At 72.4% G+C, this 13226-nt stretch carries 10 protein-coding genes; 6 read left to right on the forward strand and 4 right to left on the reverse strand.

Translation table 11 applies throughout. The features are described 5' to 3' along the window. Positions 1-37: 37 nt before the first annotated feature. Both hutU and hutH read right to left on the reverse strand, forming a co-directional pair. Positions 38-1696: a urocanate hydratase gene (gene hutU, locus N798_RS01585; RefSeq protein ID WP_035945587.1), complete on the reverse strand. Its 1659-nt coding sequence runs from the start codon at positions 1694-1696 to the stop codon at positions 38-40. Between the two features lie 37 nt (positions 1697-1733). Next, positions 1734-3299 carry a histidine ammonia-lyase gene (hutH, locus tag N798_RS01590; RefSeq protein WP_035945589.1) on the reverse strand — a complete coding sequence of 522 codons (1566 nt, stop codon included), beginning with the start codon at positions 3297-3299 and terminating at the stop codon, positions 1734-1736. A 183-nt stretch (positions 3300-3482) separates the two neighbouring features. On the opposite strand from hutH, the gene N798_RS01595 reads away from it, so the two are divergent. Next, a complete protein-coding gene (locus N798_RS01595) occupies positions 3483-4124 on the forward strand; it encodes a hypothetical protein (RefSeq protein ID WP_052116800.1) in 642 nt (213 codons plus the stop codon). Positions 4125-4676: 552 nt separating this feature from the next. Here N798_RS01595 and dacB read toward each other — a convergent pair. Then, on the reverse strand, positions 4677-6089 hold the full coding sequence (gene dacB, locus N798_RS01605; protein WP_084099959.1) for a D-alanyl-D-alanine carboxypeptidase/D-alanyl-D-alanine endopeptidase: 1413 nt from the start codon (positions 6087-6089) through the stop codon (positions 4677-4679). A 150-nt stretch (positions 6090-6239) separates the two neighbouring features. On the opposite strand from dacB, the gene N798_RS17145 reads away from it, so the two are divergent. Together N798_RS17145 and N798_RS01615 are read left to right on the forward strand one after the other, a co-directional pair. Beyond that, a complete protein-coding gene (locus N798_RS17145; RefSeq protein WP_052116802.1) occupies positions 6240-6893 on the forward strand; it encodes a TetR family transcriptional regulator in 654 nt (217 codons plus the stop codon). A gap of 3 nt (positions 6894-6896) precedes the next feature. Next, positions 6897-9458: an MMPL family transporter gene (locus N798_RS01615; RefSeq protein WP_035945593.1), complete on the forward strand. Its 2562-nt coding sequence runs from the start codon at positions 6897-6899 to the stop codon at positions 9456-9458. A 103-nt stretch (positions 9459-9561) separates the two neighbouring features. On the opposite strand, the gene N798_RS01620 is transcribed toward N798_RS01615, so the two are convergent. Continuing rightward, positions 9562-11421 carry an ABC transporter ATP-binding protein gene (locus tag N798_RS01620; RefSeq protein ID WP_035945595.1) on the reverse strand — a complete coding sequence of 620 codons (1860 nt, stop codon included), beginning with the start codon at positions 11419-11421 and terminating at the stop codon, positions 9562-9564. Positions 11422-11511: 90 nt separating this feature from the next. Here N798_RS01620 and N798_RS01625 point away from each other — a divergent pair, with 90 nt between their 5' ends. The 3 genes from N798_RS01625 to N798_RS01635 are packed head-to-tail and all read left to right on the forward strand — an operon-like array spanning position 11512 to position 13218. After that, positions 11512-11964 (forward strand): MarR family winged helix-turn-helix transcriptional regulator, encoded by a 453-nt coding sequence (locus N798_RS01625; RefSeq protein ID WP_035945596.1) that lies wholly within the window; start codon positions 11512-11514, stop codon positions 11962-11964. Positions 11965-11998: 34 nt separating this feature from the next. Beyond that, a complete protein-coding gene (locus N798_RS01630; RefSeq protein ID WP_035945598.1) occupies positions 11999-12394 on the forward strand; it encodes a VOC family protein in 396 nt (131 codons plus the stop codon). Between the two features lie 53 nt (positions 12395-12447). Continuing rightward, entirely contained in the window at positions 12448-13218 is a 771-nt protein-coding gene (locus N798_RS01635) for an IclR family transcriptional regulator (RefSeq protein ID WP_035945815.1), read from the forward strand. The last annotated feature ends 8 nt before the right edge of the window (positions 13219-13226 follow it).

Below are 13226 nucleotides of genomic sequence, written 5' to 3' on the forward strand. Positions count from 1 at the left end.
CGTTCCCTCATGGGGAGCACAAGCTGGGGCCAGCGGCTCAGTCCTCGCGCATCGGGATGCGCACGCCCTGCTCTGCGGCGGTCCGCTCGGCGATGTCGTAGCCGGCGTCGACGTGGCGGATGACGCCCATCGCCGGGTCGTTGGTGAGGACGCGGGCGAGCTTCTGCGCCGCCAGGTCGGTGCCGTCGGCGAGCGAGACCTGACCGGCGTGGATGGAGCGGCCCATGCCGACGCCGCCTCCGTGGTGGATCGAGACCCACGAGGCACCCGACGACGTGTTGACGAGTGCGTTGAGCAGCGGCCAGTCGGCGATGGCATCGGAGCCGTCGGCCATCGCCTCGGTCTCGCGGTAGGGCGAGGCCACCGAGCCGGTGTCGAGGTGGTCGCGGCCGATGACGAGCGGTGCGCTCACCTCGCCGGTGCGGACGAGCTCGTTGAAGGCCAGGCCCGCCTTGTCGCGCTCACCCTGTCCGAGCCAGCAGATGCGAGCAGGCAGTCCCTGGAACGCGATCCGCTCCTGCGCACCCTTGATCCACGTGTGCAGCCGCTCGTTGTCGGGGAAGAGGTCGAGCACCGCGCGGTCGGTCGCCGCGATGTCCCTCGGGTCGCCCGAGAGCGCCGCCCAGCGGAACGGGCCCTTGCCCTCGCAGAAGAGCGGGCGGATGTAGGCCGGGACGAAGCCGGGGAACTCGAACGCACGGTCGTAGCCGCCCTGCCGAGCCTCGTCGCGGATCGAGTTGCCGTAGTCGAAGACCTCCGCGCCGCCGTCCTGGAACTCGACCATCGCCTGCACCTGCTTGGCCATCGAGGCCCTGGCGCGGTCGGTGAACTCCTCGGGCTTCCTGTCGGCGAGCTCGTGCCACTCCTCGAGCGAGACCCCCTCGGGCAGGTAGGACAGCGGGTCGTGCGCAGACGTCTGGTCGGTGACGATGTCGATCGGCACGCCACGGCGCAGCAGCTCGGGGAAGACCTCCGCCGCGTTGCCGACGACACCGACGGACCAGCCGCGCCGCTCGTCCTTGGCGCGCAGCGCGAGCTCGACGGCCTCGTCGAGCGAGGACGCGACCTCGTCGAGGTAGCGGTGCTCGACCCGGCGCCGCAGCCGCGACTCGTCGACGTCGACGATGAGGCAGGCGCCGCCGTTGAGGGTGACCGCGAGCGGCTGCGCCCCGCCCATGCCGCCACAGCCCCCGGTGAGGGTGAGCGTGCCGGCGAGCGTCCCGCCGAACCGCTTCTCGGCGACCGCGGCGAACGTCTCGTAGGTGCCCTGGACGATGCCCTGCGTCCCGATGTAGATCCACGACCCGGCGGTCATCTGCCCGTACATCGTCAGCCCGAGCTGCTCGAGCCGGCGGAACTCCGGCCACGTCGCCCAGTCGCCGACGAGGTTGGAGTTGGCGATGAGCACGCGCGGCGCCCACTCGTGTGTCTGCATGACGCCGACCGGCCGCCCCGACTGCACGAGCATCGTCTCGTCCTGCTTGAGCGTGCCCAGCGTACGCACCATCGCGTCGAAGGAGCGCCAGTCGCGCGCCGCCCGGCCGGTGCCGCCGTAGACGACGAGGTCGTCGGGTCGCTCGGCGACCTCGGGGTCGAGGTTGTTCATGAGCATCCGCAGCGGCGCCTCGGCACCCCAGTGGGTGGTCGAGGTCAGCGACGTGCCGCGCGGGGCGCGGACGGGACGAGCACCTTCCATGACGTTCTCCTTGACTGCGATTCGGTATGCCGGCTCGTCACGCGAGGCGGCCGGTGACGCCTTCGGCTGCGGTGACGACGGTGCCGTCGAGCACCGCCTCGTAGGCGGCCTCGAGGTCGGGGGCGAGGAAGCGGTCGGGTCCGGGGGCGACGTCACCTGACTCGGCGAGCGCCCCGATGACGGCCGCGGACGCGGGCGCGGGCTGCAGCGGCGCTCGGAGCTGGATGCCGCGGGAGGCGGCCACGAGCTCGATGGCGAGGACACGGGTCAGCGCGTCGACCGAGCGGCGCAGCTTGCGGGCGGCGGACCAGCCCATCGACACGTGGTCCTCCTGCATGGCGCTGCTCGGGATCGAGTCGACGGAGGCCGGGACCGCGAGCCGCTTCATCTCCGAGACCATCGCCGCCTGGGTGTACTGCGCGATCATGAGCCCGGAGTCGACACCGGGGTCGTCGGCGAGGAAGGGCGGCAAGCCGTTGCTGCGGGCCTTGTCGAGGAACCGGTCCGTCCGCCGTTCGGAGATCGAGGCGAGGTCGGCCGCGACGATCGCGAGGAAGTCGAGGACGTAGGCCACCGGCGCTCCGTGGAAGTTGCCGTTGGACTCGACGCGCCCGTCCAGGGTGACGACGGGGTTGTCGATCGCCGACGCGAGCTCCCACTCGGCCACCCGCGAGGCGTGGTCGATCGTGTCGCGAGCGCCACCGGCGACCTGCGGCGCACACCGCAGCGAGTAGGCGTCCTGCACGCGCGTGCACGCCTCGGGGTCCCGGTGCGACTCGCGGATGGGGCTGTCCGCCAGCACCTTGCGCATGTTCTCTGCCGACCGCGCCTGCCCGGGATGCGGGCGCAGCTCGTGGAGGTCGGGGGCGAAGACGTCGTCGGTGCCGAGCAGGCCCTCGACCGACATGGCGGCCGAGATGTCCGCGGTCGTCACGAGCCGGCGCAGGTCGGCGATGGCGAGGCAGAGCATCCCGAGCATGCCGTCGGTGCCGTTGATGAGGGCGAGGCCCTCCTTCTCGGCGAGCTCGACGGGCTCGATGCCCGCCGCCGCGAGTGCCTCGGCGGCCTCCATGACCTCGCCGCCGTCGTCGCGGACGAGGCCCTCGCCCATGAGCGCCAGGGCGCAGTGCGACAGCGGGGCGAGGTCGCCGGAGCAGCCGAGCGAGCCGTACTCGTGGACGACCGGCGTGATGCCCGCGTTGAGGATCGCCAGGTAGGTCTCGAGCGTCTCGGCACGCACGCCGGTCCGGCCGGTCGCCAGGGTGTTGATGCGCAGCAGCATGAGGGCACGCACGACCTCGCGCTCGACCTCGGGTCCGGCGCCGGCGGCGTGCGAGCGCACGAGCGAGCGCTGGAGCTGGGCGCGCAGCTCGACCGGGATGTGCCGGGTCGCGAGCGCCCCGAAGCCGGTCGAGACGCCGTAGTGCGCGACCGTGTCCTCGGCCAGGCCCTCGATCGTCGCGCGGGTCGCGCGCACCGAGTCCAGCGCCGTGGCGCTCAGCTCGACCGGAGCGCCGTGGCGGGCGACGCGGACGACCTCGTCGATCGTGAGCCGCGCCCCCCCGACGATGACGGGGGTCTGCAAGTGCTGCTCGTTCGTCATGTGCCAAGCACACCGCAGGTATGCCGTCCGCGACAGGCGCGCATCCGGCATACCGTCTCGGATGCGAGACGACAGGGATGGTGGGCTGCTGCCGATGCCGACAACCCGGACCTCGCCGTCGTCGATGCGCGGCGTCGGGTCGAGCTGGCATGGGAGCAACGGTCGAACGATGACGCGAGCCAGGTGAGCCGGGAGCAGTTCGAGGCCTTCGGCCGCACGCTGGAGGAGGCGATCGACTGCATTCGGCAGGCCGTGGCAGGGTCCCCCGGCGACCCGGTGCCGTGGGCGGTCGCGCTGCGCCACTGCCGGGGCAGCGAGGGCGACCGGTCGGTCTTCGACGAGTGCCTGCGCGAGCTGGACAAGGCCGATCCGCACCACTACGGCGCGCGCTGGGAGGCGATGCAGTTCGTCTGCGCGAAGTGGTTCGGCTCGCACGACGAGATGTTCGACTTCGCCCAGCGGACCGTCGAGGCCGCGCCCCGCGAGGCCCGGGTCCAGTCGCTGCTCCTCGACGCCGTCCTCGAGCACCTGGCCGCCGAGCCGTCCGCGCTGAGGGCGAGCCCCGACCGAGTCGAGGAGGCGATCTCCCGGGCGCAGGGCTGGCTCGACGCCAACCCCGACCCCGGCCACCACCTCACTTCGCAGACCCGCAACACGTTGGCGCGGGTCCTCTTCCACCTCGAGCGGCCGCGCGAGGCCTACGAGCAGCTCAAGGCCGTGGGTCCGTACGCGACGGCCTATCCGTGGCGCTACTGGGGCGACGCGCGCGAGGAGTTCCTCACCCACCGCTCGCACATCGTGACGATGGCGGCCGCGTCGTCGTGACCGCGATGGTCCTCTGCGTCCGGGCGCCGGTGGCCGAGCTCCGGCGTCCTGTCGTGTGGGCGCGCACGAGGGTGCGCCTCGTCGAGAGCGAGCGGCCCGGCTGGTGCCTGGCCGACGTCGGAGAGCCCAACCAAGCGGCACTGGAGCGGGTGGGCGAGGAGGCGAGCGCGTTCGGGCCGGCCCTGCTCGTCGTCGTGGGCGACCTCCGGACCGGGGTGCAGCTGTGGTCGGGCGGGCGCCGAGCCGCTCGCGTGGGATGGACGTCGGGAGAGGCCAACGCCCTGCCGGCCGCCGATGCGGAGGTGACCGCCCACGCCTTCGCCTCGACCCTCGACGTCGACCCGGGGCCCGTCGGGCGTGTGCTGCGCGAGGCCACGACCCCGGACAGGTCACTGCGTGCACTCATTGCGTCCCTGGGTGCCCCCCTTCCGCCGACGCTGGCGCGTCACTCACGGGGCCCTCTGGACTCGGAACGCACGACCGAGGTTCGACGCCACGGCATCCTCGATGCGGTCGTCGAGGACCACTGGGGTCACTCAAGGCAGGCGTGTCTCAGTAGCACCCGGTGGAGGTCGCCGCGAGCGCGTCGACGTCGTCTCGAGCCGCGTTGGTCGACGTGACGCCGTTGACGAGCACCGAGAAGAGCCGTTCCCGACCATCCACGCCGGTGGACACCCCCGAGAGCGCGACGACATCGGCCAAGGTGCCCGTCTTCGCCCGGATGTCGCCGCGGGCGCACATCGTCGGCGCGGTGTCGTAGCGGCCTGCGAGAGTCCCCGAGACACCCGACGTGGGCATCCCGGAGCCGGCGAAGACGACGGAGTTGAGTGCGGGGGTCGCGCGGATGGTCGCGATGAGGTCGACCGCGGTCAGGGCTGTCATCCGACCTGTGCGCGACAGTCCCGAACCGTCGTTGACGACCATGCCGGCGCGGTCCACACCGGCAGCGGCGAGGACCTGGGCGGAGTTCGTCCGCGCGCCCTCCCACGTGGCCGGCAGCCCCCGCCTGAGCGCCGACAGCCGGTGGAGAGCCTCCGCATAGTCGTTGTGGCTCGCGTTGAGCATGGTCTGCACGAGCTGGCCGACCGTGGGCGAGGTGACGCTGGCGATGGCCGAGGCGTCCGCGGGTGTCACGCCACGGGCGACCGACGTCGCCGTGACACCGGCCGCCTTGAGCTCGGTGGCGAACACCTGGCCCGCATGCATCGACGTGTCGCTGACGTTGGCCTGGTCGACGACGAGTGCGCGGACCGGGGCCACGGTGCCCGGCACCCACTCCGGCTTCCACCCGGGGGCGTTCGTCGGCGCCGGGAAGAGCGAGTCGTCGACGACGACGGAGACCGCGCTCATCCCCTGGGACGTGACCCTGCTCGCCACGCTGCGGGCCATCGATCTCAGCTGGGCTGACGAGAGCGCCGGGTCTCCGGCTCCGCGCAGGTGGACCAGCGCAGGGTTCGTCGGTGCCTGCAAGACCGAGGTCGTGAGCCGCGCGGAGACACCCATGGAGGCGAGGGCGACGAAGGCCGTGACGACCTTCTGGTTGGAGGCAGGAACTCGGGCGGTGGCGGGGTTCCTGGCCCAGAGCACCCGCCCGGTCGCTGCGTCCACGACCTGCCCACTGACCGAGGAACCGAGCTGCGACGTGCTCCCCCGGCTGAACAGCGAGGCCCTGATGCTCCAGGTGAGGTCGGCCGAGGTGCGCTGGGCGCCCGTCGCCGGTCCCAGCGCGGAGCCCGCCGAGGTGACGAGGGGCACGCCGCGGGTCCACGCGCCCGTGTCGCTGTCGCCGCTGATCGGGACTGGCCGGGCGGCGAGGGCGCCACGGTGGCCCGTGGCGACGGACTCCCACGGCTGCGGATCGCGCGTGATGCCCGCGGACGCCGGGGACGTGGCGGTCGACAGGGCGAGCGCGAGGGTTGCGGTGGAGGCCGCCACGAGCGAACGCACGGCGCGACGAGAGCTCATGACAAGGAGGGTGGCACGAAAAGAACTAGTTTGCTCGGTGTCGGGGACATAGCACCATCGGGTCACCCGGGGCTACGCCATCCTGACGCCGTTCGTGCACCATGACGCAAAGTTGCACTGCAGTGCAGGCTAGGCGTACGGTCGGCTGTCATGAGCACGAAGGACACCAGCTGCGTCATCGGTGGACTGCGCGAGCGCAACCGGCAGCGAACCGCAGCCCGCCTCGAACGGGCCGCCTGGGAGCTCGTCGCCGAGCAGGGCTTCGACGCCGTGACGGCCGACGCCGTCGCCGAGCGGGCGGAGGTGTCGCGCCGGACGTTCTTCAACTACTTCCCCCGGGTCGAGATGGTCCTCAATGAGCGGATGCGCTCGACGATCGCCGCGTTGGCCGAGCGGTACGTCGCCCGGCCCGCCGACGAGCCGGTCCACGCGTCGCTCACGGCGGTCCTCGACGAGCCGTTCGGCGCGGACCTCCTCGAGAAGGCCGTGCTCGTCCTCGGCCAGGCCTCGGGGTCGGTGGCCGCCCGCCACTTCCTCGTCGAGACCCAGCTCGCCGAGACCGCGCAGGTCGAGCAGGCCCTTTTGGACCACACCCCCGGCACCGACCCGATGTATGCGCAGGTCGTCGCCCGCGCCGTCATGGGCGCCGGTTATGCCGCGACCGAGGCGTGGATCGAGCAGTCGGGCGGCGTCGTCGACGAGGCGTCACGCAGGCTGCACCTCGACCTCCTCCGGCAGGCCTTCGCCCATCTCTTCACCGCCTTCTCGTCGCCCGCCACCGCCACACCGTCCCGGAAGTCCTGAACCATGGCCGTCCTCCTCTACCGGCTCGGCCGGCTCACCGCCCGCCGTCCCTGGCTCACCCTCCTCGCGTGGGTCCTCGTCCTCGGCGGCCTCGGCGGCACCATGGCCGCCGTCGCCACGCCGCCGAGCTCGGCGATCAGCATCCCCGGCGCCCAGTTCCAGTCGGTGCTCGACACCCTCGGCCGCGAGATCCCGCGGGCCGCGGGCGGCATCGGCACGATCACCATCGAGAGCGAGACCGGGCGGTTCACGCCGGAGCAGCGCACCGCCATCGAGACCACGCTCGCGGAGTGGGAGAAGGCGCCGCACGTCCAGTCGGTCATGGACCCGTTCGAGAACCAGGCCCAGCTCGACGACGGCCGCGCCAAGGTCGCCGAGGGACAGGCGACGTACGACGACGCGGAGTTCCGGCTGCGCCAGGCGCAGTGGCTCCTCGACCGCGGTGACGAGGACCTCGCCGCCGCGCGCGCCGAGCTCGCCACCCTCGAGTCCACCGGGCGCGGGTCGAGCGACCGTGCCCGTGAGCTCCGGGTCGAGATCCCGGCTCGCGAGAAGGGCAACGCAGGCATCCGCGCGCAGGTCGACGACGGCGAGTCGCAGCTCGCCGCGGCCCGCGTCCAGCTGGCGCAGGGCAAGGGCACCCTCGCCCTCAGCGACGGCCTCCGCTTCGTCAGCGAGGACGGAGCGACCGTCATGCTGCAGATCCAGTACGACGACGCCATCGCCCAGCTCTCTCCCGAGGTCCGCGCCCACGTCCCCGAGATCGGCGAGCAGCTCACCGAGGCCGGGATGCGCGTCGACTACAGCGCCGACATCCTCCAGACCCGCAGCATCGTCGGCATCGGCGAGGTCATCGGGTTCGCCGTCGCCGCGACCGTCCTGCTCGTCATGCTCGGCAGCCTCCTCGCCGCCGGGCTCCCGCTGCTCGTCGCCCTCGTCGGTGTCGGCGCCGGGCTCCTCGCGGCAATGGCCTCCACCGCCTTCTTCGACATGAACTCGATGACGCCCGCGCTCGCCCTCATGCTCGGGCTCGCCGTCGGCATCGACTACGCCCTCTTCATCGTCAACCGGCACCGCCAGCAGCTGCTCGACGGGGTCGAGGAGCAGCACTCGATCGGGCTCGCGACCGGCACCGCGGGCAACGCTGTCGTCGTCGCCGGCGCGACCGTCGTCATCGCCCTCACCGCCCTCACCGTGTCGGGCCTGCCGATCCTCGCCCAGATGGGTCTCGTCGCCGCGGGCACCGTCGTCATGACGGTCCTCGTCGCGCTCACCGTCACCCCGGCCGTCCTCAGCCTGCTCGGCCGCCGGGTCGTCTCCAAGCGCGCCTGGCGCCGGCACCAGACGACTGCCGACGCCGACGCCGCCGCAGCCGCCGACCCCACGGGCCGAGGCTCGGGCCGCTGGGGCGTCCTCGTGACGAACCGTCCCTGGCTGGCGATCGTCCTCACCGTCGTGACGATCGGGCTGCTCGCTATGCCAGCCGTCGCTCTGCGGCTCGGCCTGCCCGACGGCAGCAGCGAACCCAGGGACTCGAGCGCCTTCCACTCCTACACGACCATCGAGCGCGAGTTCGGTCCGGGCGCCAACGGGCCCATCGTCGCCGTCGTCTCCTTCGACGAGCCGGTCGCGCAGGCCGACGTCGTGACGATGCAGAACCGCTACGGGCGGGAGCTGTTCAACAGCGTCGGCGTCGAGCGGGTCGTGCCCTTCGGCGTGAGTGAGGACCGCGACACGCTCGCCTTCCAGGTCGTGCCGACCGAAGGTCCGACGAGCGAGGCGACGACCGAGCTCGTCCACGAGCTGCGCGACCTCCAGCAGCAGATGCCCGAGGGCGTCGACCTCGGCATCACCGGCCAGACCGTGGCCAACATCGAGATCTCCGAGCGGCTCGCCGACGCGCTCCCGCTCTACGTCGCGCTCGTCGTCGGTCTCTCGCTGCTCCTGCTCATGGCGGTCTTCCGCTCGGTGCTCGTGCCACTCGTCGCGACCGGCGGCTTCCTCCTCTCGGTCGCCGCAGGCTTCGGCTCGGTCGTCGCGGTCTACCAGTGGGGCTGGCTCGGCGACCTCTTCCAGGTGAGCCGTGCCGGGCCGATCATGCCCTTCCTCCCGACCCTGCTCATCGGCGTCCTCTTCGGCCTCGCGATGGACTACCAGATGTTCCTCGTCTCGGGAATGCACGAGGCCCGGGCCCACGGCCAGGACAGCCGGACCGCGATCCGCACCGGCTTCCGGCACGGCTACAAGGTCGTCGTCGCAGCGGCGCTCATCATGATCGCGGTCTTCGCGGGCTTCGTCTTCGCCCACCTCGCGATGATCCGGCCGATGGGCCTCGGCCTCGCGATCGGCGTCGCCGTCGACGCGTTCCTCGTTCGGATGACGCTCACCCCGGCCGTCCTGCACCTGCTCGGCGACCGCGCCTGGTGGATCCCGCGCTGGCTCGACCGCGTCCTGCCCGACCTCGACGTCGAGGGCACGAAGCTCCGGACGCACCTCGCCCGCGCCGAGGCCGACGTCCCGGCGCGGGACGCGGCCTCCCCGGAACGCGAGCTCACGAACGTTTGAGGTCAGCCCTCGCCCCAGGTGTGTCGACGGGTCGAGTACCCATAGGTGTTCAGGAACACCTATAGGTACTCGACCCCGAAGCACCCCCCTGGTCGTCGCCTCTTCAGGCCACGGCGTATGCCGGCCGCGCACCTGCCAGCGCGGCGTACCGACCGTCGAGCCGCACCAGCTCGTCATGCGTTCCGCGCTCGACGATGCGGCCCGAGTCGAGGACCGCGATCTCGTCGGCCGACTCGACCGTCGAGAGCCGGTGGGCGATGGTGATGGTCGTCCGGCCGCGGACGAGCTCGTCGAGGGCGCGCTGCACGGCGCGCTCGGTGTCGTTGTCGAGCGCGCTCGTCGCCTCATCGAGGACGAGCACCCGGGGGTCTCGCAGGATCGTGCGGGCGATGGCGATGCGCTGCTGCTCACCGCCGGAGAACCGGTGCCCGCGAGCGCCGACGACCGTGTCGAGCCCGTCGGGGAGCGACGCGACGAGGTCGGCGACCTGGGCCGCTCCGAGAGCCCGCCACAGCTCGGCCTCGGTGGCGTCGGGTGCGGCGAGCAGGAGGTTCTCGCGGATCGAGGCGTGCACGAGGTAGGTCTCCTGCGAGACGACGCCGACGACGCGCGCGAGCACCTCGGGATCGAGGTCGCGCACGTCGACGCCGTCGATGGTGACGCGACCGGACGTCGGGTCGTGCAGCCGGGCCACGAGCGAGGCGAGCGTCGACTTGCCGGAGCCGGTGTGCCCGACGAGCGCGAGCGAGCCACCGGCCGGGACCACCGCCGAGACGGAGTCGAGCGCGAGAGGTGCGTCGGCGGCATACCGGAAGGAGACGTCCTCGAGGCGCACCTCGCCGCGCACGCGTGAGGGGTCGAGGGCGACCGGCGCGACGGGGGCGGCGACGTCGGGGACGAGGTCGAGGTACTCGAAGACCCGGCTGAAGAGAGCCATCGACGAGACCCACTGGGCGCCCACGTTGAGCAGCCCCATGAGCGGGCGGAAGATGCCGGCCTGGAGCGTCGTGAAGGCGATGAGGGTGCCGATGGTCATGCCTCCGGAGGTCGCGGGTAGGCCGGCGACGAGGTAGACGAGCGCCGGGATCGCGGCGAAGACGACCTGCATCGTCGCCATCCGCCAGCGTCCGGCCAGCTGGCTCCGGAGCTCGAGGTCGACGAGCTCCTCCGAGGTCGAGGCGAAGCGCTCGGCATGGCGGCCGCCGGCGCCGAGGGTCTTCGAGAGGCGCACGCCCGAGACCGAAAGGCCCTCCTCGATCTGGACGTTGAGGTCGGCGCGGCGGGCCTGCTGGCGCGCGGTGACCTCGCGGCGGATGAGGGCGACGCGGCGGGTCAGCCACACAGCCGGCGGGATGACGAGGAGCGAGAGCAGCGAGAGCCGCCACGACAGCGCGACCATGGCGACCGAGGTGGCGACGGCGGTCGTGAAGTTGCTCGCGATCGAGGTGGCCGTCGTCGTCACGACGCCCTGCATCCCGTTGATGTCGTTGGTGAGGCGCGACTGGACCTCACCCGCGCGGGTGCGTGTGAAGAAGCCGAGCGACTGCTTCTGCAGGTGTGCGAAGAGGTCGGTGCGCAGCCGGTGCATGACGCGCTGGCCGACGCCTGTCGAGAGCCAGGTCTGGACGACGCCGAGGACCTGGGTCGTCGCGGCCACGGCGAGCATGCCACCGACGGCGAGGAGGAGCAGGCGCACGTCCTGCTGCGGGATGGCGACGTCGACGACCTCGCGCACGAGGAACGGCTGGGCCATCGAGACGACCGATGTCGCGACGATGATGGCGGTGACGATGCCGATGGGGCGGCCGAAGCCGCGGAACAGCCCGGCGACCCGGCGCAGCGGCACGGGCGCGATCTCGAGCTGGGCGCGGTCCCGCGGGTCGACCCTCATGGGGCCGCCGCCGCGACCGCCGCGGACCGCGAACCCGCCGGAGTCGGGGGTGGTGTGTGGGGTGACTGTCATGCGCACCCTCCTGTCTGTCGAGCGTGGAAAGTCAATGGTGAGGTTGCCTCACAATGAGCCAAACGCACGATGGGCGGCTAGCATTCCCGTATGCCGCCCACTCGCCCCGACCCGTCACCGGAGCCCCAGCTGGGTGAGCTGGTGATGGAGGTGGCTCGGGGTTTGCGGCGCCGGTTCGCCGTCACCCTCGAGCCGTGGGGCATCACCCCGCACGAGGCCCGGGCACTGCGGGTCGTCGGACACCACGAGCCGACCCGCCTGGGCGTGGTCGCCACCCACCTCCGGATCGCACCCCGCTCGGTCACCGACGTCGTGGACGCGCTGGAGGCCCGCGGCTTCGTCGCCCGCGAGCCCGACCCGAGCGACCGCCGCGCCACCCGCGTGGCCCTCACGCCCGAGGGCCGCCGGGTCCTCGACGAGCTCGACGCCGCCCGGCGGGCCGACTCCGAGGACTACTTCGCGGGGCTCTCCGACCGCGACCGGGCCACGCTCGCCCGTGTCCTCGGCCGACTCGTCGACGACCGGCGAGCGCCGGGTGGATGATGGGCGGACCACCCGCCCCAGAGAGGAGCGCCCGATGACGCGCGCCATCCACTTCGAGATCCACGCCGAGGACGTCCCTCGCGCCGTCGCCTTCTACACCGCTGTCTTCGGCTGGGAGACCCAGGACTGGGGCGAGTTCGCCGGGATGCCCTACTTCGGCGTCGTCACCGGTCCGGAGGACCAGCCGGGCATCAACGGGGCGATCATGCAGCGCTCCGGCCCGAACCCCGAGCCGGGTGCGCCCGTGGCCGGGTGCGTGCTGACGATGGGCACCGACGACTTCGACGCCACCGCCGCGAAGGCGATGGAGGCCGGGGCCACGGTCGCCCTCGAGAAGCACGCCCTCACTGGGATGGCGTGGCAGGGCTACTTCGTCGACACCGAGGGCAACGTCTTCGGGCTGCACCAGCCCGACCCCGAGGCGAAGTGACCCTCGGAGCCACCGACCCGCCACAGCGCCCCTCGGCTCGAGAGCGCTCCAGCGTGCCCGCTGCCGGGCACGCCCTCGACGTCCTCGAGCTCCTCGCCCGTCGGGGCGAGCCGCTGCCCGCCGCAGCAGTGGCACGCGAGCTCGGGCTCCCCCGGTCGAGCACCTACCACCTGCTCTCCGTCCTTCGGGACCGCGGCTACGTCTCCCACCTCGAGGGCGAGCGACGCTACGGACTGGGCGTCGCGGCATACGAGCTGGGGTCGGCCTACCAACGGCAGGCGCCGCTGCAGCGGATCGCCCGCGGCGCCCTCGACCGGCTCGTCGACACGACCGGGCACAACGCCCACCTCGCGGTGCTCCACGGGCGCGACGTCCTCTACGTCATCGAGCAGCGCGCACCCAAGGGCCCGGTGCTGGTCTCCGACGTCGGGGTGCGCCTGCCGGCGACGCTCACCGCGACCGGGCTCGCGATGCTCGCCGCGCTGCCGGCCGGTCAGGTGCGTGCGCTCTTCCCGCACGCCGACGCGCTCGTGCAGCGCGACGGGCTCGGGCCCGCGTCGACGACGGCGCTCCGCTCGCTCCTGCAGTCGGTCCGCGGACGTGGGTATGCCGTCGAGGACGGTCTCGTGACCCGCGGCCTCCGGTCCGTGGCGGTCGCGGTCCTCGACCACAGCGACCACCCGGTGGCGTCGGTGGCGGTAACCTTCAGGGTCGAGTCGGTCGGCGACGCCGAGGAGGCACGGCTCGTCGCGGCCGTCCACGAGGCGGCCGACGACCTCTCGGCGAGGCTGCGCGGGCACGCACGACCTCCACGTCGCGGCTGAGCACTGGC

Origin of the sequence: Knoellia flava TL1, from assembly GCF_000768675.1 — a bacterium.
Lineage (GTDB): Bacteria > Actinomycetota > Actinomycetes > Actinomycetales > Dermatophilaceae > Knoellia > Knoellia flava.